Source organism: Streptomyces sp. NPDC034084, assembly GCF_055575535.1.
In genome coordinates this window covers 44,660-63,899 of record NZ_JBVISK010000001.1, presented here as the reverse complement: position 1 = coordinate 63,899, position 19,240 = coordinate 44,660, and the positions used below count along the sequence as shown (strand labels likewise).

The 19,240-nt window shown below is 73.8% G+C and carries 20 protein-coding genes and 1 riboswitch; of the genes, 10 read left to right on the top strand and 10 right to left on the bottom strand.

Annotated features, from left to right (window positions below; translation table 11 throughout):
* Position 1: 1 nt before the first annotated feature.
* The 7 genes from ACZ51I_RS00330 to ACZ51I_RS00300 all read right to left on the bottom strand — a co-directional run bounded on the left by ACZ51I_RS00330 (position 2) and on the right by ACZ51I_RS00300 (position 8,348).
* Positions 2-1,354, bottom strand: coding sequence for a cobyrinate a,c-diamide synthase (locus ACZ51I_RS00330; protein WP_468870503.1), 1,353 nt, complete (start codon positions 1,352-1,354; stop codon positions 2-4).
* Positions 1,348-1,956 carry a cob(I)yrinic acid a,c-diamide adenosyltransferase gene (gene cobO / locus ACZ51I_RS00325; RefSeq protein WP_468870501.1) on the bottom strand — a complete coding sequence of 203 codons (609 nt, stop codon included), beginning with the start codon at positions 1,954-1,956 and terminating at the stop codon, positions 1,348-1,350. Before cobO ends, ACZ51I_RS00330 begins: the two co-directional genes overlap by 7 nt.
* On the bottom strand, positions 1,956-4,010 hold the full coding sequence (locus ACZ51I_RS00320) for a putative cobaltochelatase (RefSeq protein WP_468870500.1): 2,055 nt from the start codon (positions 4,008-4,010) through the stop codon (positions 1,956-1,958). Before ACZ51I_RS00320 ends, cobO begins: the two co-directional genes overlap by 1 nt.
* 46 nt (positions 4,011-4,056) lie before the next feature.
* Positions 4,057-5,565, bottom strand: a complete 1,509-nt coding sequence (locus tag ACZ51I_RS00315) for a cobyric acid synthase (protein WP_468870498.1) — start codon at positions 5,563-5,565, stop codon at positions 4,057-4,059.
* The gene (locus tag ACZ51I_RS00310; RefSeq protein WP_468870497.1) at positions 5,562-6,536 is read right to left on the bottom strand and encodes a cobalamin biosynthesis protein; all 975 of its coding nucleotides are present in this window, start codon (positions 6,534-6,536) and stop codon (positions 5,562-5,564) included. The genes ACZ51I_RS00315 and ACZ51I_RS00310 overlap by 4 nt, the downstream gene beginning before the upstream one ends.
* Positions 6,537-6,571: 35 nt before the next feature.
* A riboswitch (cobalamin riboswitch) is annotated at positions 6,572-6,711 on the bottom strand.
* A 127-nt stretch (positions 6,712-6,838) separates the two neighbouring features.
* Complete coding sequence (locus ACZ51I_RS00305; RefSeq protein ID WP_468870495.1) at positions 6,839-7,060, bottom strand: hypothetical protein; 222 nt, start codon at positions 7,058-7,060, stop codon at positions 6,839-6,841.
* A 16-nt stretch (positions 7,061-7,076) separates the two neighbouring features.
* Complete coding sequence (locus ACZ51I_RS00300; protein WP_468870494.1) at positions 7,077-8,348, bottom strand: inorganic phosphate transporter; 1,272 nt, start codon at positions 8,346-8,348, stop codon at positions 7,077-7,079.
* A gap of 365 nt (positions 8,349-8,713) precedes the next feature.
* Between ACZ51I_RS00300 and ACZ51I_RS00295 the strand changes: the two genes are divergently transcribed.
* Both ACZ51I_RS00295 and ACZ51I_RS00290 read left to right on the top strand, forming a co-directional pair.
* The gene (locus ACZ51I_RS00295) at positions 8,714-9,841 is read left to right on the top strand and encodes an alpha/beta hydrolase (protein WP_468870492.1); all 1,128 of its coding nucleotides are present in this window, start codon (positions 8,714-8,716) and stop codon (positions 9,839-9,841) included.
* A gap of 89 nt (positions 9,842-9,930) precedes the next feature.
* Entirely contained in the window at positions 9,931-11,340 is a 1,410-nt protein-coding gene (locus tag ACZ51I_RS00290) for a hypothetical protein (protein ID WP_468870491.1), read from the top strand.
* Positions 11,341-11,353: 13 nt separating this feature from the next.
* Here the strand turns inward: ACZ51I_RS00290 and ACZ51I_RS00285 are convergent, their stop codons facing one another.
* Together ACZ51I_RS00285 and ypfJ are read right to left on the bottom strand one after the other, a co-directional pair.
* Complete coding sequence (locus ACZ51I_RS00285; protein WP_468870490.1) at positions 11,354-11,755, bottom strand: VOC family protein; 402 nt, start codon at positions 11,753-11,755, stop codon at positions 11,354-11,356.
* Positions 11,756-11,813: 58 nt separating this feature from the next.
* On the bottom strand, positions 11,814-12,704 hold the full coding sequence (gene ypfJ, locus ACZ51I_RS00280) for a KPN_02809 family neutral zinc metallopeptidase (protein ID WP_468870488.1): 891 nt from the start codon (positions 12,702-12,704) through the stop codon (positions 11,814-11,816).
* Positions 12,705-12,980: 276 nt separating this feature from the next.
* Here ypfJ and ACZ51I_RS00275 point away from each other — a divergent pair, with 276 nt between their 5' ends.
* The 3 genes from ACZ51I_RS00275 to ACZ51I_RS00265 all read left to right on the top strand — a co-directional run bounded on the left by ACZ51I_RS00275 (position 12,981) and on the right by ACZ51I_RS00265 (position 16,098).
* The gene (locus tag ACZ51I_RS00275; protein WP_468870487.1) at positions 12,981-14,579 is read left to right on the top strand and encodes an ABC-F family ATP-binding cassette domain-containing protein; all 1,599 of its coding nucleotides are present in this window, start codon (positions 12,981-12,983) and stop codon (positions 14,577-14,579) included.
* A 365-nt stretch (positions 14,580-14,944) separates the two neighbouring features.
* Positions 14,945-15,166: a helix-turn-helix domain-containing protein gene (locus ACZ51I_RS00270; RefSeq protein ID WP_006123601.1), complete on the top strand. Its 222-nt coding sequence runs from the start codon at positions 14,945-14,947 to the stop codon at positions 15,164-15,166.
* 131 nt (positions 15,167-15,297) lie between these two features.
* Positions 15,298-16,098, top strand: a complete 801-nt coding sequence (locus tag ACZ51I_RS00265) for an enoyl-CoA hydratase/isomerase family protein (RefSeq protein WP_468870485.1) — start codon at positions 15,298-15,300, stop codon at positions 16,096-16,098.
* 28 nt (positions 16,099-16,126) lie between these two features.
* On the opposite strand, the gene ACZ51I_RS00260 is transcribed toward ACZ51I_RS00265, so the two are convergent.
* Positions 16,127-16,792, bottom strand: coding sequence for a hypothetical protein (locus ACZ51I_RS00260; RefSeq protein ID WP_468870484.1), 666 nt, complete (start codon positions 16,790-16,792; stop codon positions 16,127-16,129).
* A 93-nt stretch (positions 16,793-16,885) separates the two neighbouring features.
* On the opposite strand from ACZ51I_RS00260, the gene ACZ51I_RS00255 reads away from it, so the two are divergent.
* The 5 genes from ACZ51I_RS00255 (at position 16,886) to amaP (ending at position 19,240) form a co-directional block, all read left to right on the top strand.
* Positions 16,886-17,359 (top strand): Asp23/Gls24 family envelope stress response protein, encoded by a 474-nt coding sequence (locus ACZ51I_RS00255; RefSeq protein WP_468870483.1) that lies wholly within the window; start codon positions 16,886-16,888, stop codon positions 17,357-17,359.
* Between the two features lie 76 nt (positions 17,360-17,435).
* On the top strand, positions 17,436-17,627 hold the full coding sequence (locus tag ACZ51I_RS00250) for a hypothetical protein (protein ID WP_468870482.1): 192 nt from the start codon (positions 17,436-17,438) through the stop codon (positions 17,625-17,627).
* Positions 17,628-17,636: 9 nt separating this feature from the next.
* Positions 17,637-18,002, top strand: a complete 366-nt coding sequence (locus tag ACZ51I_RS00245; protein WP_468870481.1) for an Asp23/Gls24 family envelope stress response protein — start codon at positions 17,637-17,639, stop codon at positions 18,000-18,002.
* Positions 17,999-18,622: a DUF6286 domain-containing protein gene (locus tag ACZ51I_RS00240; protein ID WP_468870479.1), complete on the top strand. Its 624-nt coding sequence runs from the start codon at positions 17,999-18,001 to the stop codon at positions 18,620-18,622. Before ACZ51I_RS00245 ends, ACZ51I_RS00240 begins: the two co-directional genes overlap by 4 nt.
* Before the next feature lie 30 nt (positions 18,623-18,652).
* Positions 18,653-19,240, top strand: coding sequence for an alkaline shock response membrane anchor protein AmaP (amaP, locus tag ACZ51I_RS00235; RefSeq protein WP_468870478.1), 588 nt, complete (start codon positions 18,653-18,655; stop codon positions 19,238-19,240).

The following is a 19,240-nucleotide window of genomic DNA, read 5'->3' as shown; positions in this document are numbered from 1 at the left end:
CTCACGCGCAGTGCTCCACGAAGCGCGCGGCGACCTCCGGCGACCCGGCCCAGTGGGTGTGCACATAGCTGGCGTGCACCCCGCCCTGCACGAAGCCCTCGACGCGCCGCTCCGGCTGCCGCAGCCCCCAGGCAGCCAGCGGCCCGGCGCCCGGCTCGATCACGGTGCGGTGGAACTCGTGCCCCCGCAGCCGCGCCCCGGCGGGCGCGAGGACGCTGTCGCTGACGGCGACGGCGTCCCGGTACCCGAGCGTGAGCCGCTCGGACATCCGCGCGTCGGCGTCGAGCACACCGCACATGGGCCTGCCGTCGAGCGACCGCGCCAGGTACAGCAGCCCGGCGCACTCGGCGGCGACCGGCGCGCCCGAGGCGGCGAGCCCGGCGACGGCCTTCCGCAGCGGCTCGTTGGCCGACAGCTGCTCGCCGTACATCTCGGGGAAACCGCCACCGATGACGAGTCCGCTCGTCCCCTCGGGGAGAGCCTCGTCCCGGAGCGGGTCGAACGTCACGACCTCCGCTCCGGCGGCCCGCAGCAGCTCCGTGTGTTCGGCGTACGAGAAGGTGAACGCGGCCCCGCCGGCGACGGCCACGACGGGCCTCCGGCCGGTGCCCTGCGGAACGCCCGCCCCCAGCCCGTGCGGCTCCCACGCCTCCGCGCGCAGTTCGGGCGCACTGCGCGCGAGCGCCAGCAGCGCCTCCATGTCGCACCCGGCCAGAACCTGCTCCGCCTGCGCCGCCACCGCCTCCACGGCCTGGGCCTGCCGCTCGGCGACCGGCACGAGCCCGAGGTGCCGCGACGGCGTGGCCACGGCAGGCGCCCGCCGCAGCACGCCGAGCACCGGCACCCCCGACTCCCCGAGCGCCTCCCGCAGCAGATGCTCGTGCCGGTCCGTCGCGACCTTGTTGAGGATCACGCCCCCGATCCGCACCTCCGGGTCCCAGGACGCGAAGCCGTGCACGAGCGCCGCCACCGACCGGGACTGCGAGGACGCGTCGACGACCAGGACCACCGGCGCCTTGAGCAGCTTCGCCACCTGCGCGGTGGACGCCAGCTCGCCCTGGTCGGCGGCCCCGTCGTACAGGCCCATCACCCCCTCGACCACGGCCAGGTCGCAGCCGCGTGCCCCGTGCAGGAAGAGCGGCGCGATCAGCCCCGTACCGCACATGTACGCGTCGAGGTTGCGGCCCGGCCGGCCGGTCGCGAGCGCGTGGTAGCCCGGGTCGATGTAGTCGGGCCCGACCTTGTGCGGGGAGACGGCCAGACCACGGCCGGCGAACGCGGCCATCAGGCCGGTCGCGACCGTGGTCTTTCCCGCGCCGGAAGACGGCGCGGCGATGACGAGACGTGCTACCACTCGATGCCCCGCTGGCCCTTCTGACCGGCGTCCATCGGGTGCTTGACCTTGGACATGTCGGTGACGAGATCAGCGAAGTCGACGAGCTCCTGCGGCGCGTTGCGGCCGGTGATGACCACGTGCTGCTGTCCCGGGCGGTCGCGCAGCACCTCGACGACCTCCTTGACGTCGATCCAGCCCCAGTGCAGCAGATAGGCGAACTCGTCGAGGACGTAGAACTTGTACCTCTCCTCGGCGAGGTCCCGCTTGACCTGCTCCCAGCCCTCGCGGGCCTTCTCCTCGTGGGACTGCTCGCCCTCGGCGACCTCGCGCTGGATCCAGGACCAGCCCTCGCCCATCTTGTTCCAGGTGACGGTGCCGCCCTTGCCGGTCTCGCCGAGCGCCTTGAGGGCGTTCTCCTCGCCGACCCGCCACTTGGCTGACTTGACGAACTGGAACACCCCGATCGGCCAGCCCTGGTTCCAGGCGCGCAGCGCCATGCCGAACGCGGCGGTCGACTTGCCCTTGCCGACGCCCGTGTGGACCATGACCAGCGCGCGGTTGCGGCGCTGACGGGTGGTGAGACCGTCGTCGGGCACGACGGTCGGCTGTCCCTGCGGCATTAAGCGGCCCTCCATGCTGTCTGCGTTGTCTGTCGTGCTGCCTGTACGTCCCTGACGAGACCGGCGATCGAATCCGCCCGCAGCTCGTCCAAGGTGACGGCGGTGCCGCCGAGTTCGCGGGCCAGGTTCCCCGCGAGTCCGAGCCGCACCGGCCCGGTCTCGCAGTCCACGACCACCGAGGCGGTGCCGTCGGCGGCGTGCAGCCGGGCCGCGCGGGCCGCGAGCGCCACCGGGTCGGCGCCGCCGCCGGTCGCCCGCCCGTCGGTCACGACGACGAGCAGCGGGCGGCGCGAGGGGTCCCGCAGCCGTTCGACCCGCAGCACGTCATGGGCCTTGAGCAGTCCGGCGGACAGCGGCGTACGGCCTCCGGTCGGAAGCTTCTCCAGCCGGGCGGCGGCCGCGTCCACGGACGAGGTCGGCGGCAGCGCGACCTCGGCGTCCCGCCCCCGGAAGGTGACGAGACCGACCTTGTCGCGCCGCTGGTAGGCGTCGAGCAGCAGCGAGAGCACGGCGCCCTTCACGGCGCTCATCCGCTGCCGCGCGGCCATGGAGCCGGAGGCGTCGACGGCGAAGAGCACCAGGTTCCCCTCGCGTCCCTCCCGGGTCGCCTGCCGCAGGTCGTCCCGGCGGACCACAAGGCCGGGCCCGGACCGGCCGCGCGCCCGCTGGTGCGGGGCGGCGGCCTGGACGGTCGCGGCGAGGTGCAGCTTGGTCAGCGCACCCCGGGGCCGGGTCGATCCGGTGGTACGGCCGTGCTCGGTGCGGGCCCGGGAACGGCGCCCGGCCGCGCCCTCGCCGAGACCGGGCACGCTCAGCACCTTCGTACGGAAGGGCTCCCCGGCCTGCACGGCGGCACGCTCACCGGCTCCGGCTCCCGCTCCGGCTCCGGAGTCCTGCGGGGCGGGCGCGGGCGCGCTCTCCGGCGCCTCGGCGGACTCGGGCGCCGGAGCGTCCGGCCCCTCACCCTGCGGCGGGACACCCCCACCGCCCCCCGGACCGCCGTCCCCGGGCCCGTCGGGCTCCGGATCCTCGTCCGGGGCGTCCCCCTTGAACTGCTCCAGGGTCTCGTCGAGCTTGTCCTCGTCGAGGCCGGGCGCGTCGAAGGGCGAGCGGCGCCGCCGGTGGGGGAGGGCCAGGAGCGCGGCCTGCCGCACGTCCTCCGAGGTGACCTCGGTCCGTCCGGCCCAGGCGGCGAGCGCGGTCGCGGTCCTGGCCATCACGATGTCGGCGCGCATGCCGTCCACCTCGAACGCGGCGCAGGTCGCGGCGATCTGGAGCAGCACCGCGTCACCCAGGGCCACCTGGGGCAGCAAGGCCCGTGCGGTGACGATCCGTTCGCGCAGCGCGGCCTCCTCGGCGGCCCAGCGCGCGGCGAAGGCGGCCGGGTCGTCCTCGAAGGCGAGCCGCCGCCGGACGACCTCGACCCGCTGCTGCGGGTCCCGCGAGGCGGCGACCTCCACGGTGAGACCGAACCGGTCGAGCAACTGCGGCCGCAGCTCGCCCTCTTCGGGGTTCATGGTCCCGACGAGCAGGAAGCGGGCGGCATGGCGGACGGAGACGCCCTCACGCTCGACGTGCGAGGCGCCCATGGCGGCGGCGTCGAGCAGATGGTCGATCAGGTGATCGCTCAGCAGGTTGACTTCGTCGACGTAGAGGATCCCCCGGTGTGCGGCGGCGAGCAGCCCCGGCTCGAAGGCCTTCACGCCCTCGGCGAGCGCCTTCTCGATGTCGAGCGAGCCGACGAGCCGGTCCTCGGAGGCGCCGACGGGCAGTTCGACCATCCGCGCGGGGCGGGAGGTGCCGGGCGCGTTGCCGTGCGGACCGTCGGGACAGCCGAGGTCGGGCGAGGCCGGGTCGCAGCTGAAGCGGCAGCCCGCGACCACCGGGACCTCCGGCAGCAGCTCGGCGAGCGCGCGGACGGCGGTGGACTTGGCGGTGCCCTTCTCGCCCCGCACGAGCACTCCGCCCACGGCCGGGCTGACGGCGTTCAGCAGCAGCGCGAGCCGCAGATCGTCCATGCCGACGACGGCCGTGAACGGATACCGGGTGCTCATCGGGTGATCGCTCCTTCGCTTGGTGTGTCTGCGGGTCCTGTGGTCCTCACGGCGCACCCGGCGGGACGAACGGCAGCCCCGCCGGAGCCCCCTCCTCGATCAGCCGCAGCAGCGCGTCCGTGTCCGCGTGCTCCTCGATCAGGTCGCCGAGCCGGTCGAGCTGCTCCTCCCGCAGCACGCCGAACGACGTGTCGGGCGCCGGTACGAACCGCCGCCCCGCCGCTTCCGCGACGTCCCGCAGGAACGCCCGGCGGAAGCCGTCGCTCTCCAGCGAGCCGTGCCAGTGGGTGCCCCACACGGAGCCGACCCGGCAGCCGTCGAGGAACGGCTCCCCACCCCGTACGTCCGCGACGCCGTGGTGGATCTCGTACCCCTCGACCCGCTCGCCGAGCGCCTCGCCGACCGGCCGGGCGAGGGTCTTCCCGGCCGCGAACCGCACCCGTACGGGCAGCAGACCGAGCCCGTCGACCACGCCGGCCTTCGACTCGACCTCGTCCTCGATGCGCTCGCCCAGGGCCTGGAAGCCGCCGCAGATGCCGAGTACGGGCCGGCCCTCGGCCGCGCGCCGGAGGAGGGCGTCCGCGAGGCCACGCTCCCGCAGCCACGCCAGCGCCCTGACCGTGCCCCGGGTGCCCGGGACGACGACGAGGTCCGCGTCGACGAGCTCCTCGGGCCGGTCGACGAAGCGGACGACCACGCCCGGTTCGGCGGCGAGCGCGTCGACGTCGGTGAAGTTGGACATCAGCGGTACGGCGCAGACGGCGACCCGCAGCACGTCCGCGCCGAGCGGCGGCGCGACGACCGACTCGCGGACGCTGCCCCGCAGGGACACCCGCAGGCCGTCCTCCTCGTCGATGCCGAGCCCGTGCGCGTACGGCAGGACACCGAACGTCCGGCGGCCGGTCAGTCCGTGCAGCATGTCGAGGCCCGGTTCGAGCAGTGTCACGTCACCCCGGAACTTGTTCACGAGATAGCCCGCGACGAGCGACTGGTCCTCCGGAGAGAGCAGGGCCGTCGTCCCGAAGAACTGGGCGAAGACCCCGCCCCGGTCGATGTCCCCGACGACGACCACGGGCAGCTTCGCGGCCCGTGCGATGCCCATGTTGACGATGTCCGTGCGCCGCAGGTTGATCTCGGCCGGACTGCCCGCCCCCTCGCAGATCACGGCGTCGTACGTGCCCCGGAGTTCCTCCAGACACGCCATCACCGGCTCGAACAAGGTCTGCTGCCGGCCCCCGTGATAGCCGCGGGCGCTCATCTCGCCCACCGGCTTGCCCATCAGCACCACCTGGCTGGAGCGGTCGCTGCCGGGCTTGAGCAGCACCGGGTTCATCAGGGCGGTCGGCTCGACCCGCGCCGCCTGCGCCTGCATGGCCTGCGCGCGGCCGATCTCGGCGCCCTCCCTGGTGACGAAGGAGTTCAGGGACATGTTCTGTCCCTTGAACGGCGCGACCTTGACGCCCTGCCGGACCAGCCAGCGACAGATGCCGGCCGTGACGACGCTCTTGCCCGCGTCGGACGTGGTCCCGGCGACGAGCAGCCCCCCACCCCTCATGCGTTCCTCCGCTTCAGTGCGCTCGCGATCATGCGGCCGCCGACGCAGGCGGCCAGGGTCAGTCCCGTGACCCGGCGGGAGAGCCGGACCGCGCGGTCGATGTCGGCGACCTCGACGGGCCGCCCCTCCCCGTTGAGGACGGGCCGGTGCTCGACCCGCCCGGCGTACGAGAGGGTCCCCCCGAGCCGTACGCCGAGGGCGCCCGCGAAGGAGGCCTCCACCGGCCCCGCGTTGGGGCTCGGATGCTTCGACGCGTCCGCCCGCCAGGCCCGTACGGCTCCGCGCGGGTTCCCGCCGGCGACCGTCGCGAGGGCGGCGGTCAGCCGGGCCCCGGGCCAGCCGGCCAGGTCGTCGAGGCGGGCCGAGGCCCAGCCGTACCTCCGGTACCGGGGGGACTTGTGGCCGACCATGGCGTCCAGGGTGTTGACGGCGCGGAAGCCGACGAGCCCCGGCACGCCCGCGACGGCGCCCCAGAAGAGGGCACCGACAACGGCGTCGGAGGTGTTCTCGGCGACGGACTCGACGACCGCGCGGGCCATCGCGGGACCGTCGAGGGAGTGCGGGTCGCGTCCGCACAGGTGCGGCAGCCGTTCCCGGGCGACCTCCAGGTCCCCCGCGGCGAGCGCTCCGCCGATGGCGCGGGCCTCGCGCCCCAGGGTCGTACCGCCGACGACGGCCCAGACGGCGGCGGCGGTGAGCGCGACGGATCCGGCGCGGCTGCCCCGTACCGCACGCGCGGCGAGGGCGCCCGCCGCGACGGTGCCACCCGCGCAGACGGCGGTGTGCAGGGCGCCCCAGCCGCGGTGGTCGCGCCACAGGGCCCGTTCGACCCGGCCGGCCGCGCGGCCGAAGGCGGCGACGGGGTGCCCTCGGCGGGGGTCGCCGACGAGCAGGTCGACGGCGAGGCCCGCGGCCGCGCCGTACGCGAAGACACCGGGGGCTCGGGAAAGTCTGGGGCTGCGGCCGGGCATGGCGCTGTGTCCTCACTCAGGGTCCGCGCCCTGGATCGACGTGACCGGCGGCGAGAGTTCCTGACTCCCGGACCCTTCGGATCCGGTCACAGTGGCGGGACCGCGCCGGATTCGCACCGGACTTCCTCTACTGCCTCCGTAATGGCCTCGGCAGTCCACCACGGCCCGAGAACAGCCGTCAACTCACCCTTGACCTGCACCGTGTCACTGTGCGAAGCACCACAGACACGGCGCCGGAAAGACGGCGGCCGGGCGGCCCGCACCCGAAGGTGCGGACCGCCCGGCCGAGGTACCGGGGACCGTCAGGCGACGATCAGGTAGATGCCGTACGCCACGGCCGTCAGGCACAGGGCGAAGCAGGCGTAGGCGCCGGTGCGGGCCAGGGCGGCGGAGCCCCCCTGGGCGGCGGCCTGTTCCTGCTTGGAGAGGCCGATGACACCGAGGGTGAAGAGGCCCACGAGGGCGACGGTCGCCACGAGGCTGACTCCGAAGACGGAGCCGAGGGCTGCCCAGTCGATCTTCATGCTTGGTTCCAGTTCCTTAGACCGCGGCGGCGGGGGCCGGGGGAGCGGCCGGGTCCGTGGGGACCGGCGCGGGGATGGTGGCCTTCAGGTCCTCGTCCGTGACGGCGGCGACGGAGCCGGCCGGCGGCGGGGTGACGGCCGCGATGGCGGTGGTGACGACGCCCGCGGGCTCGCCGTCGCCGTCGAGGTCGTCGGCCGTGACGTTGTGCTGGTCGACCGGCTTGCGGCGGGAGAGCGTCCAGATGACGCCCGAGCCGGCGACGAGCAGGACCGCGACGGCCACGATGCCCCAGGGGCCCTGTTGGGTGAGGAACTCGGCACCGGCGCCGACCAGGCCGGCGGCGGGCAGCGTCAGACCCCAGGCGACGAACATCCGGGTCGCGGTCGACCAGCGGACGACACCGCCCTTGCGGCCGAGACCGGCACCCATCACGGCACCCGAGCAGGACTGGGTGGTGGAGAGGGAGAAGCCGAGGTGCGAGGAGGCGAGGATGACCGTGGCGGCGCTGGTCTGGGCGGCGAAGCCCTGCTGCGGCCGGAGGTCGGTGAGGCCCTTGCCCATGGTGCGGATGATGCGCCAGCCGCCGAGGTAGGTGCCGAGCGCGATCGCCAGACCGGCCGAGACGATGACCCACATCGGGGGGTTCGAGCCGGGGGCGAGGACGCCGCCGGTGACCAGGGCGAGGGTGATGATGCCCATCGTCTTCTGGGCGTCGTTGGTGCCGTGGGCGAGGGAGACGAGACCGGCGGAGGCGATCTGGCCGACCCGGTAGCCCTTGGCGGTGTGCTTCTCGTCGGTCTTCGCGCCCAGCTTGTACGTGAGCCTCGTGGCGAGCATCGCGGCGAGACCCGCGACGATCGGCGCGGCGACGGCCGGGATGAGGACCTTGGTGACGATCGTCGGCGCGTTCACGGCGGACCAGCCGGCCGACATGACCGCGGCGCCGATGAGGCCGCCGAAGAGGGCGTGCGACGAGCTGGACGGCAGCCCGAGCAGCCAGGTCAGCAGGTTCCACAGGATGGCGCCCACGAGCGCCGCGAAGATCACTTCTGTACGAATGCCCTCTTCGTTGATGATCCCGCCGGAGATCGTCTTGGCGACCTCCACGGACAGGAACGCGCCGACGAGGTTGAGCACGGCGGACATGGCCACCGCCGTCTTGGGCTTGAGTGCACCGGTCGAGATGGTCGTGGCCATCGCGTTGGCGGTGTCGTGGAAACCGTTCGTGAAATCGAACACGAGAGCTGTCACGACCACAATGGCGAGCAGCAGCGTGATGTGTTCCATTTACCCAGGCAATCGTTTGACGTCAGTGGCTCGTCGAACGTAAGCAACCTGGGTGAACGGAAGATGAACTGGGGCGGGCGGCGTGGTGTCCCTATCCGGTGTCAAGAGATTCCGCTTCTGGCCGTCGAGCCTCCCCTGTCCACGATGCGGTCACCCGACGACCGCCGCGAGCCCCGTCCTCCCGGGGTCCGGCCGCCCCGCCCCGACCCCGTCCCCGCCCGCCGGGTCCGCTCCCTGGACAGGACCGTCCGACCGGGCGACCCCGCCGAGGAGACCCACGTCACTCCCCGGAGCTGTGCTCCGGTCTCGGTCCGGCCGGACCGTCCGGTGGCAGAGCCGCCCCGCCCTGGCCGACACTGGTGGGCGTGCGCCCGGCTACAGCGACGGCAGCGGCCGTCACCACCCTGATCGGTGTCGGCGCGGCCGCGATCGCGGCCGGCCGGTACGCCAGCGACGTCGCCCTCAAGGCCTCGTCCGGAAGACCCCTGCCCGGAGACCCCGGACTCACCGTGCACGCCACGGGGCCCGAACGGATCACCCTCACCCGCAGCCTCGCCTCGCTGCGCCCCGGGACGTACGGGATGGACGGCCCCGGCCTGCACGCCGTCCTCGGCCCCGTCCTCGACCGGGTCCCGCACACCGCCGACACCGTCGTCCGCCGCCTGGAGCGGGTCGAACTCGGAGCCCCCGGACCCGGCGCCCGCGTCCGGCTCACTCCTCAGCTGCACCGGGGCACCCCCCTCAGCGCCCTCGGGCTCGCCCACGAGGACGTCGAGATCCCCGGCGAACTCGGCCCCCTGCCCGCCTGGCTCGTACCCGGCCCCCGCACCACCTGGGTGATCGCCCTGCACGGCCTCGGCACCACCCGCGAGCACCCGCTGAACGTCGTCCCCTTCTTCCACCGCCGCAAGATCCCCGTCCTCGTCCCCGCCTACCGGGGCGACGACGGAGCACCCGCCTCTCCGGACGGTCTCGCCCACCTCGGCGACTCCGAGTGGCGGGACGTCGACGCCGCCATCCGCTACGCCGTCCGGCGCGGCGCCCGGAACGTCGTCCTGCACGGCTGGGGGACCGGCGCGACGATGGCCCTGCGCGCCGCCGCCGCATCGGGCGTGCGCGACCGGATCAGCGGACTCGTCCTCGACTCCCCGGTCCTCGACTGGGAGGCCACCCTCCGCAACCTGGCGGCGGCCCGGCACGTTCCCGGAGCCCTCCTCCCGCTCGCCGTCCGCGCCGCCCAGGGCAGGACCGGCCCGCACGACGACCTCCTGGAGACCGTCTCGGAGCCGGACGCCCTGCGCGTCCCGGTCCTCCTCTTCCACGGCCCCGACGACACGATCGCCCCCTGGGAGCCCTCGGTCGAACTCGCCGCCCGCCGCCCCGGCCTGGTCAGGCTGCAGACCGTGAAGCACGCCCCGCACGCCTCGATGTGGAACGCCGACCCGCTCCGCTACGAGGAGTCCCTGCGCCGCTTCCTCACCCCGCTGTTCTGACGGCCCTTCCGAGGCCGTGACGGCGCCCGGTCCGACGGGACGTCCGATTCCGATTGGGCTTTCGGGCCGTCAGCGGGAAGACTGCCCCCGTGACGTCTCGAAAGCCCGATGAACCATTGGCGCGCAACTCCAGACTCCGACTCGTCCGCCCGCGGGCGCTGGCCACCGCTCGACGGGCCGTGACGAACCGGCGCACCCGGCCGGCGCCGCGGCCGCCCGAGGGCACTCCGCCCCGCGCGGAGCTCGCCCGCCAGGCCCGGCACGTCCTCGCCGACGCCGTACGGATCGCCCGCTTGGCCGCGGTCGAGCACGGCACCGACCCGGCATTCCCCGCCGGCCCCGGCGCCGGCCCCGCCCCGGAACGGGCCGCGGCCGCGCTCGACCTGACGCCCGGCCAGATCCGGGCCGGCTGGGACCGCGCCCGGCTCGCCGGACTCGTCGAACTGCACGGCGACACCGCACGCCCCGGCTGGCGGCTGCACGCCTGGGACCGCGACGACTCCGCCGTACTGCGCGGCTGGGTCGCCCTCTTCGACGCCTGGTCCCTGGTCCACCCGGCCCCCGAGGGCGTCGCCCCGAGCGCCGTCGCCGAGGTCGTCGAGGCCGTCCCGCAGGTGCTCTCGCTGCTCCAGCTCTCCCAGGGCCCGGTCCTCGTCCCCGCCCTCCTCGACCTGCTCGGCCAGCGCGTCGAGGAGCTCCGCGGGGAGCGCTGCGAGGTCCCCGCCGCCGGGCCGGCGCCCGAGGCCGCGGACACCCCCGCGGGCGACGGGCTCCCCGCCCTCCTCGACTGGGCCCTCGAAGGCCTGGCCGCCGTCGGCGCCCTCACCCTGGACTCGGGCACCGACGAGCGCCAGGCCACCCTCACCCCGCTCGGCAACTGGGCGGTCTGGGTCAAACTGGAGCAGATCTGCGTCGCCGCGCAGAGCCCCGCGGGCAACATCGAGCAGTCCGCCGAGGACATGCTCCGCGGCTGCGCCCGGCTCACCCCGGGCCCGGCCCGCGACGAGTACCGCGCCTGGCTCGCGGCCCGCACCCTCTCCAGCGCCGTGAGCGAACTCCTCGCCGTCGCCCGCGGCGAGGACGCCCTCCTGCGCGGGCTCGCCTTCGAGGCGCTCCGCGTCGTCGGCGCGCCGGCCGAGGCCGGGGTACGGGCCACCGTCGCCGAGCCCTCGCTCCGCCCGTACGCGCTGCTCTGGCTCGCCGAGTACGAGGGGGCCGACCCCGACGACGCCCAGGAGGTCCTGACCCGCGAGGAGGCGACCTGGCTCTGGGTCGACACCGCGGCGGCCGTCGCCGACCACGGCGAGAGCGAACTGCTCGTCCGCCACCTCGACTCGGCCGTGCAGGGCACCGTCCCGGCGCTGCTCGACGAGGTCCGCGCCGTCGGCCACCCCCGTACCGTCCAGGTCCTGGTCGCCCTGGCCGCGGCCCACCCGGACCCGGCCCTGGCCAAGGCGGTCCGCCGGGCCGCCTTCCAGGTCCACACCGGCGGAGCCTGACCCCCGGGGCGGGCTACGCCGGCGCGCCGGGGGCGTACGTGCCGAAGCTCCACACGTTGCCCTCGGCGTCGCGGGCCGTGTAGTCCCGCGAGCCGTACTCCTGGTCCGTCGGCGGCAGCACGATCTCGATGCCCTGCGCCACCGCCCGGGCGTGGTGCTCGTCGACGTCGTCCACACGCACGTACACCGCGGTCGGGCCGCTGTCCGCCATCAGCTTGTCGAACGGCGTGCCGCTGCCCTTGCTGCCCAGCATCACCATGCCGTTCCCGCAGAGGAGCTCGGCGTGCACCACACGGCCGTCCTCGCCCTCGTACACGGCGTGCTCGGTGAAACCGAAGCCCTCCGTGAGCTGCTTGATCGCCGCCTTGGCGTCCGCGTACCGCAGTGCCGGACAGATGTCGGGCGTCCCAGCCATCCCGACCCCTTCCTCTCGATGTGACCTGGGTCTCAGTCTGGCAGCCGCCACCGACAACTCAGCGGAACGTGTCGCACCGGGCCATGTCACCCGTCCGGTAGCCCTCGTGGAACCACTGCTGCCGCTGCGCCGCCGAGCCGTGCGTCCAGCTCTCCGGCGTCACCCGGCCCTGGAACCTCTCCTGGATCCGGTCGTCGCCCACGGCCGCCGCCGCGTCCAGGCCGTCCCGGATGTCCTCGTCGGTGAGCCGGGTCAGCAGCGGCCGGCCCGTCTTCTCGTCGGGGGTGGTCGTCGCGTGCCGCGCCCAGACCCCGGCGTAGCAGTCGGCCTGGAGCTCGACCCGCACCGCGTCGGAGTTCGCGCCGGTCCGCCCGTCCTGGGCGCGGCTCAGGGTCCCCATGAGGTTCTGGACGTGGTGGCCGTACTCGTGCGCCACCACGTAGGCCTGGGCGAAGGGGCCGCCGGTCGCCCCGAACTTGGTGCGCAGTTCGTCGAAGAAGTCCAGGTCCAGGTAGACCTGCCGGTCGCCGGGGCAGTAGAACGGCCCGACCGCGGAGCTCGCCGTGCCGCACGCGGTGCCGACCCGCTGGGTGAAGAGCTTGGTGGAGGCGGTGCTGTAGGTCCCGCCCCGGCGCGCGTACTCGCCCCGCCAGTAGTCCTGCACGCTGTTGACCACGGCGACGATGCGGCAGTCCTCGCGCGTGTTGGCGTCCGAACCCTTCTTGCAGACCTGGTCCACCTGGGCCATCGAGGACGAGGTCGCGGCAGGCTGGTCGCCGCCGTCGGAGAGCCCCAGCTGGTCGGGCCCCACCCCGAAGAACAGTCCCAGGACCAGCGCGACGAAACCGATGATCCCGCCGCCGATGGTCGCCCCGCCGCCCGGGATCCGGCTTCCCCGGGAGTCACTGACCTCCGAGGTGTCCAGATCGGCGTTGTCGTCGAACTGCACGGTCCACCACCCTCCGCTGTCCGCCGGGCAGAGACCGTCGCCCTGCGCCGAGTATCGGATGGCCGTGTACCCGGCGCTCCTTTTGCGAAGCGTCGGTGGGAAGGGCGGGCCGAGGGCGCGGCGGCACGGACGGCGGCGGTCCGCGTCCCGCATGGCCGAAAACCAGTTGCAGGGGCCCGTTAGACTGGCCGTATGGCCATTCTCCCCGTGCATTAGCGGCGTCGAAGCCCTCCACCCCGTCCTTCCGCCGTATCCCCACCGCCCTGGAGTCTGTCCGTGATCACCGCTTCCGGCATCGAGCTGCGCGCCGGCGCCCGAGTCCTCATCGAATCCGCTTCCTTCCGCGTCGCCAAGGGCGACCGCATCGGCCTCGTCGGCCGCAACGGAGCGGGCAAGACCACCCTCACCAAGTGCCTCGCGGGCGAGGGCCAGCCCGCCGCCGGCACCATCGCCCGCTCCGGTGAGGTCGGCTACCTCCCGCAGGACCCGCGCACCGGCGACCTCGACGTCCTGGCCCGCGACCGCATCCTCTCCGCCCGCGGCCTCGACGCCCTCCTCAAGAAGATGCGGATGAACGAGGAGCGGATCGCCACCGGCTCCGGCGCCACCCGCGACAAGGCGATGCGGCAGTACGAGCGCCAGGAGACCGAGTTCCTGACCAAGGGCGGGTACGCGGCCGAGGCCGAGGCCTCCACCATCGCCGCCGCCCTCGGCCTGCCCGACCGCGTCCTCGGCCAGCCGCTGCACACCCTCTCCGGCGGTCAGCGCCGCCGCGTCGAGCTCGCCCGGATCCTCTTCTCCGACGCCGACACCCTGCTCCTCGACGAGCCCACGAACCACCTCGACGCCGACTCCATCGTCTGGCTGCGCGACTACCTGAAGACCTACCGCGGCGGCTTCATCGTCATCTCCCACGACGTCGACCTCGTCGAGACCGTGGTGAACAAGGTCTTCTACCTGGACGCCAACCGCTCCACGATCGACGTCTACAACATGGGCTGGAAGCTCTACCAGCAGCAGCGCGAGGCCGACGAGAAGCGCCGCAAGCGCGAGCGGCAGAACGCCGAGAAGAAGGCCGCCGCCCTCAACTCGCAGGCCGACAAGATGCGCGCCAAGGCCACCAAGACCGTCGCCGCGCAGAACATGGCCAAGCGCGCCGAGCGGCTGCTCTCCGGCCTGGAGGCGGTGCGCGCCTCCGACAAGGTCGCCAAGCTCCGCTTCCCCGACCCCGCACCCTGCGGCAAGACTCCGCTCACGGCCGAGGGTCTCTCCAAGTCCTACGGCTCGCTGGAGATCTTCACCGACGTCAGCCTCGCCATCGACAAGGGCTCGCGCGTCGTCATCCTCGGCCTCAACGGCGCGGGCAAGACGACCCTGCTGCGCCTCCTCGGCGGCGTCGAGAAGCCCGACACCGGCGAGGTCACCCCGGGCCACGGCCTGAAGCTCGGCTACTACGCCCAGGAACACGAGACGCTCGACCCCGAGCGGACCGTCCTGGAGAACATGCGCTCGGCCGCGCCCGACCTCGACCTCGTCGACGTGCGCAAGACGCTCGGCTCCTTCCTCTTCTCCGGCGACGACGTCGACAAGCCGGCCGGCGTGCTCTCCGGCGGCGAGAAGACCCGGCTCGCGCTCGCGACCCTCGTCGTCTCCTCCGCGAACGTGCTGCTCCTGGACGAGCCGACCAACAACCTGGACCCGGCCAGCCGCGAGGAGATCCTCGGCGCGCTGCGCACGTACAAGGGCGCCGTCGTCCTCGTCACCCACGACGAGGGTGCCGTGGAGGCGCTCGACCCGGAGCGGATCATCCTGCTCCCGGACGGCGTCGAGGACCTGTGGGGCGCGGACTACGCGGACCTCGTGGCGCTCGCCTGACCCTCCGAGGGGCGCTTCGGGGCTCCCCGGGCCCCTGGATGATCATCCCGGGCTGGATCATTCGGCTCATGGGTGATCCTTCATCTGAGTGAGGGTCTCTCGTACATCCCGGCGCGGTGCTCTGCCGAATCCTTCCGGCAGACCCGCGCCGTACGCATGTTCGATCTGCCTGGCTGACCTGGCACTTCACCTACCCCGCGGTCTCGGGGGGCGTTCCGGTGCGAGCGGAATGCGAGGTTCCGTTCGTGATGACGGTGTACTCGTCCACAAACCCGGCGGGACGGACCTCGTCGAATGGGTGGCCAGGACGGGCGAGAGGGGTGATCATGAGAAGTCCAGAGCGCACTTCCCATGAGGAGGCACGGGTGGCCGAGACTCTGAAGAAGGGCAGCCGGGTGACCGGCGCCGCGCGCGACAAGCTCGCGGCAGACCTGAAGAAGAAGTACGACTCCGGTGCGAGCATCCGGGCGCTGGCCGAGGAAACCGGCCGCTCCTACGGGTTCGTCCACCGGATGCTGAGCGAGTCCGGAGTCACGCTGCGTGGACGCGGCGGAGCGACACGGGGCAAGAAGGCGGCCTCGGCCTGACATCGGGGCGGCTCGACCGTCCACCGGGACCTCCCGGTGGGCACCCGGTCGGTCCAGCGGCCGACCGGGTGGTTACTGTGCAGTCACTTGGCATGTCGCTGCAGTGCTGCACCGGAACCGGAGGCGCCCCCATGACTACGCTCGACGACTCTGAGCTCGTATTCGACAAGGACGGTGTACGGCTCACCGTCGAGGACGCCGTTGCCACGGTGGCCCTGACCAACCCGGCGAAGCGCAACGCCCAGTCTCCCGCTCTGTGGCGGGCGTTGACGGAAGCCGGCCGGTCGTTGCCCGGCAGCGTGCGGGTCGTCGTTCTGCGCGGCGAGGGCAAGTCCTTCTCCGCCGGACTCGACCGGCAGGCGTTCACGCCCGAGGGCTTCGACGGTGAGCCCTCCTTCCTCGACCTCGCGCGCGGTTCCGACGAGGACCTCGACGCGGTCATCGCCGAGTACCAGGAGGCGTTCACCTGGTGGCGCCGCAGCGACCTCGTGTCGATCGCGGCCGTCCAGGGGCACGCCATCGGCGCTGGTTTCCAGCTCGCTCTCGCCTGCGACCTGCGGGTCGTCGCCGAGGACGTGCAGTTCGCCATGCGCGAGACCAGCCTGGGCCTCGTCCCGGACCTGACGGGGACGCACCCGCTCGTCTCGCTCGTCGGCTACGCCCGCGCGCTGGAGATCTGCGCCACCGGCCGCTTCGTGCACGCCGAGGAGGCCGAGCGCATCGGCCTCGCCAACCTGTCCGTGCCCGCCGACGAGCTCGACGCGGCGGTACGGGACCTCAGCGCCGCCCTGCTCGCGGCACCCCGCGACGCGGTCACCGAGACCAAGGCGCTGCTCCAGGGCGTCTCCGGCCGCTCCTACGAGGAGCAGCGCACCGCCGAGCGCGCCGCCCAGGCCCGCCGTCTGCGCGACCTGGCGGGCCTCGGCGACTGACGCGCCACGGGCCGCCCTGGCAGTACACCTAGCGCAGCTCCGACACCACCACCGTGACCTCGGCCCCCTCCGGGGCGGCCGGGGTCACGGCCGTGCGGACGGAGCGGGCCACGTCCAGGGGGCGGGCCCCGGCCGTCACGGCCAGTTCGACCCGCACCTCGTCCGGGCGGTGGCGTACCGGCGGGCCCAGCGCGTCCGTCACGCCCGCGACCCCGGGCACCCCGAGCGCCGCGAGCGCCACCGGGTCGTCCGTCGCCGGGGAGGTCCGCCCCGGCGGGGGAGCGGGGTGTGTCTCCTCCGGCGCCGCGTCGAGGAGCTCCGTGACCCGCAGGTCCACGGCCGCCACCACGAGCCCGAGCCTGCCCTCGGCCGCCGTGAGGAGCGCCGTCCGCAGTGCGTCGGTCAGTTCGGGCAGTGGCCGCCCGGCCACCACGCCGAACGCGGCCGAGATGCGCACGCCCTCCGTGTCCGTCTCCGCGCCCGGCGCGGAATCCCTCTCCTGTTCCCGGTCCACCGGGGCGATCCGCAGTTTGCCCGGCACCACGCCCTGTACCGTCGCGGCCGCCCGGCCGAGCACTTCGCGTGCCGCCCGCTCGGTGATCCACGCCCGGTCAGCCGCCATTCCGAGCGGCAGCAGCCTGCCCGCCGCGAGGCGCTCCCGTACCGCCGCCGTCCAACCCTCAGCCGTCGTCATTCCCCCAGCCTGCCGCATCCCTGGGGCGAAATAGGGCAAGCGCCCTTAGTGTGAGCGAAGAACCCCGAAATAACCCAGAAGGGGCGAAACCTGATGACGGACACCACTTACTCCGGTGCCGCGGCGGACGAACCGCGCCGTACCTCCGTGACCAAGCGGGGCGGCGGCTCAGCGGCCACCCGGGGAAAGACGACGATCGCCGACGGCGTCGTCGAGAAGATCGCCGGCCTCGCCGCGCGGGACGTCGACGGCGTCCACGCGATGGGCAGCGGTCTCTCCCGCACCTTCGGCGCCGTCCGCGACCGGGTGCCCGGCGGAGGCGGCGGCAAGGCCAACGCCACCCGAGGGGTCAAGGCGGAGGTCGGCGAGGTGCAGACCGCGCTCGACCTGGAGATCGTCGTCGTCTACGGCGTCTCCATCGCCGATGTCGCCGGCGATGTCAGGGAGAACGTCATCGCCGCGGTGGAGCGGATGACCGGCCTCGAAGTCGTCGAGGTCAACATCGCGGTCAGCGACGTGAAGCTGCCCGAGGACGAGGAAGAGGAAGAGGAGCCCCGGCTCCAGTAGGCCGGAACCCCGGGCGAGGCGCGGTGGCCCCGCGAGCCCGACCTGACCCGTAGGACACCCCAGAAAGGGGCTCGGAATGAGCATGGCGGTGGTCGGCCTGGTGGCCGGTATGGCTCTTGGCTTCGCCGGATACTTCGGTGGATTCGGGGCGTTCCTGCTGATCGCGGCCCTCGGGGCGATCGGCTTCGTGGTCGGCAGGTTCCTCGAGGGAGACCTTGAACCCGGCGATCTGTTCCGGGGCCGCGAGCGCGGCGACCGGAGGCGGTGACGCGGGGTGGTGACGGATCTGGCAGACGACCCGGTACGGGACGAGACGCGGGACCGGGGGGCGACCAACATCGCCGACCGGGTCGTCGCGAAGATCGCGGCCCGGGCGGCGAGGGAGGCCCTCGACGCCGTCCCCGAGGGAGGATCAAGGCCCCACGCCTCGGTCGTCGTCCACCGGGGGACGGCCCGCGTCTCCGTGAGCCTCGAGCTCGACTACCCCTCCGACGTCGGCCGCCAGTGCGGGGCCGTCCGGAACCGGGTACGCACGCGCGTGGAGCAGCTCGTCGGCCTGGAGGTGCACGAGGTGGCCGTCCACGTCGAGCGCCTCCACTCCGAGCAGACCCGCCCCACCACGCCGAGGGGTCGCCTCGCATGAACACCACCCCCCGCCCGGACTCGACGGCGCCCCCCGGCGCCGCCACGACGCCCAGCCCGCCCGACGCCTCCGCGTCGCGCGTGCGCCGCTTCTGGGCCGTCCGCCGCATCCCCGCCGCCCTGCTCGCGGCCGTCGTCCTCGGCGGCGCGGGGCTGCTGCTCTACGACGTCGCGGCCGTCCGGGCCGACCGTTCCGCCATGTCCTGGCGGCGCGAGCTCGCCGACGCCCTGGCGACCCGGCGTCTGGACGACGTCGTGATCATCGTCGGCGCCGCCGTCGCCGTCCTGCTCGGCCTCTGGCTCCTGGCCCTGGCCGTCACCCCCGGGCTGCGCTCCGTCCTCCCCATGCGCCGCGAGCACACCGACGTGCGCGCGGGGCTCGACCGCGATGCCGCCGCCCTCATCCTGCGCGACCGCGTCATGGAGGTCTCCGGCGTGCAGTCCGCCCGCGTGCGCGTCGGCCGCGCCAAGGTCGCCGTCCGGGCCGTGTCCCACTTCCGGGCCCTCGACGAGGTCCGCGCCGACGTGCAGGCGGTGCTCGCCACCGGCGTCGACGAGCTCGGCCTCGCCCGTCGGCCCGCGCTGACCGTACGGGTGGCCCGGCCGCCCCGGAAGGGATGAACCGATGAACCACCGGAGAGGGAAGAGCACGTGACCGTCGTCCTCCGGCGCGTCAACCGCGCCCTGCTCGGTCTCGCCGGGCTGATCCTCGTCCTCGTCGGCGGCGCCGTCCTGGCCGCCGCGGCCGACCTGTCCGTACCGTCCTGGTGGGCCTGGTCGGGCCCCTCCGACGTACTGCTCTCCACCGCCGACCGGCGGCGCTGGCGTGACGAGGGCTGGTGGTGGCCCGTGGTCATCGCCGCCCTCGGGATCATCGTCCTGCTCGCCCTGTGGTGGCTGCTCGCCCAGTTCCGGCGCGCCCGGCTCTCCGAGGTCCTCGTCGACAGCGGCGACGGCGAGGAGGCCGTCGTGCGCGGCCGGGCCCTGGAGGGCGTCCTGGAGGCGGACGCCACCTCCCAGGACGGCGTGGCCCGGGCCCGGGTCGCCCTCACGGGCCGCCGCGGCGCCCCCCGGACCCGGGTCGCCCTCCTCCTGGAGCCGCACGCCTCTCCGGAGGCGGCCCTGACCACCCTCAGCACCCGGGCCCTGGACCACGCCCGCACGGCGACGGGCCTGCCCGCGCTGCCCACCGAGGCGCGTCTGCGCGCGGTGAAGCACCGCGCCCGCCGCGTCTCGTGA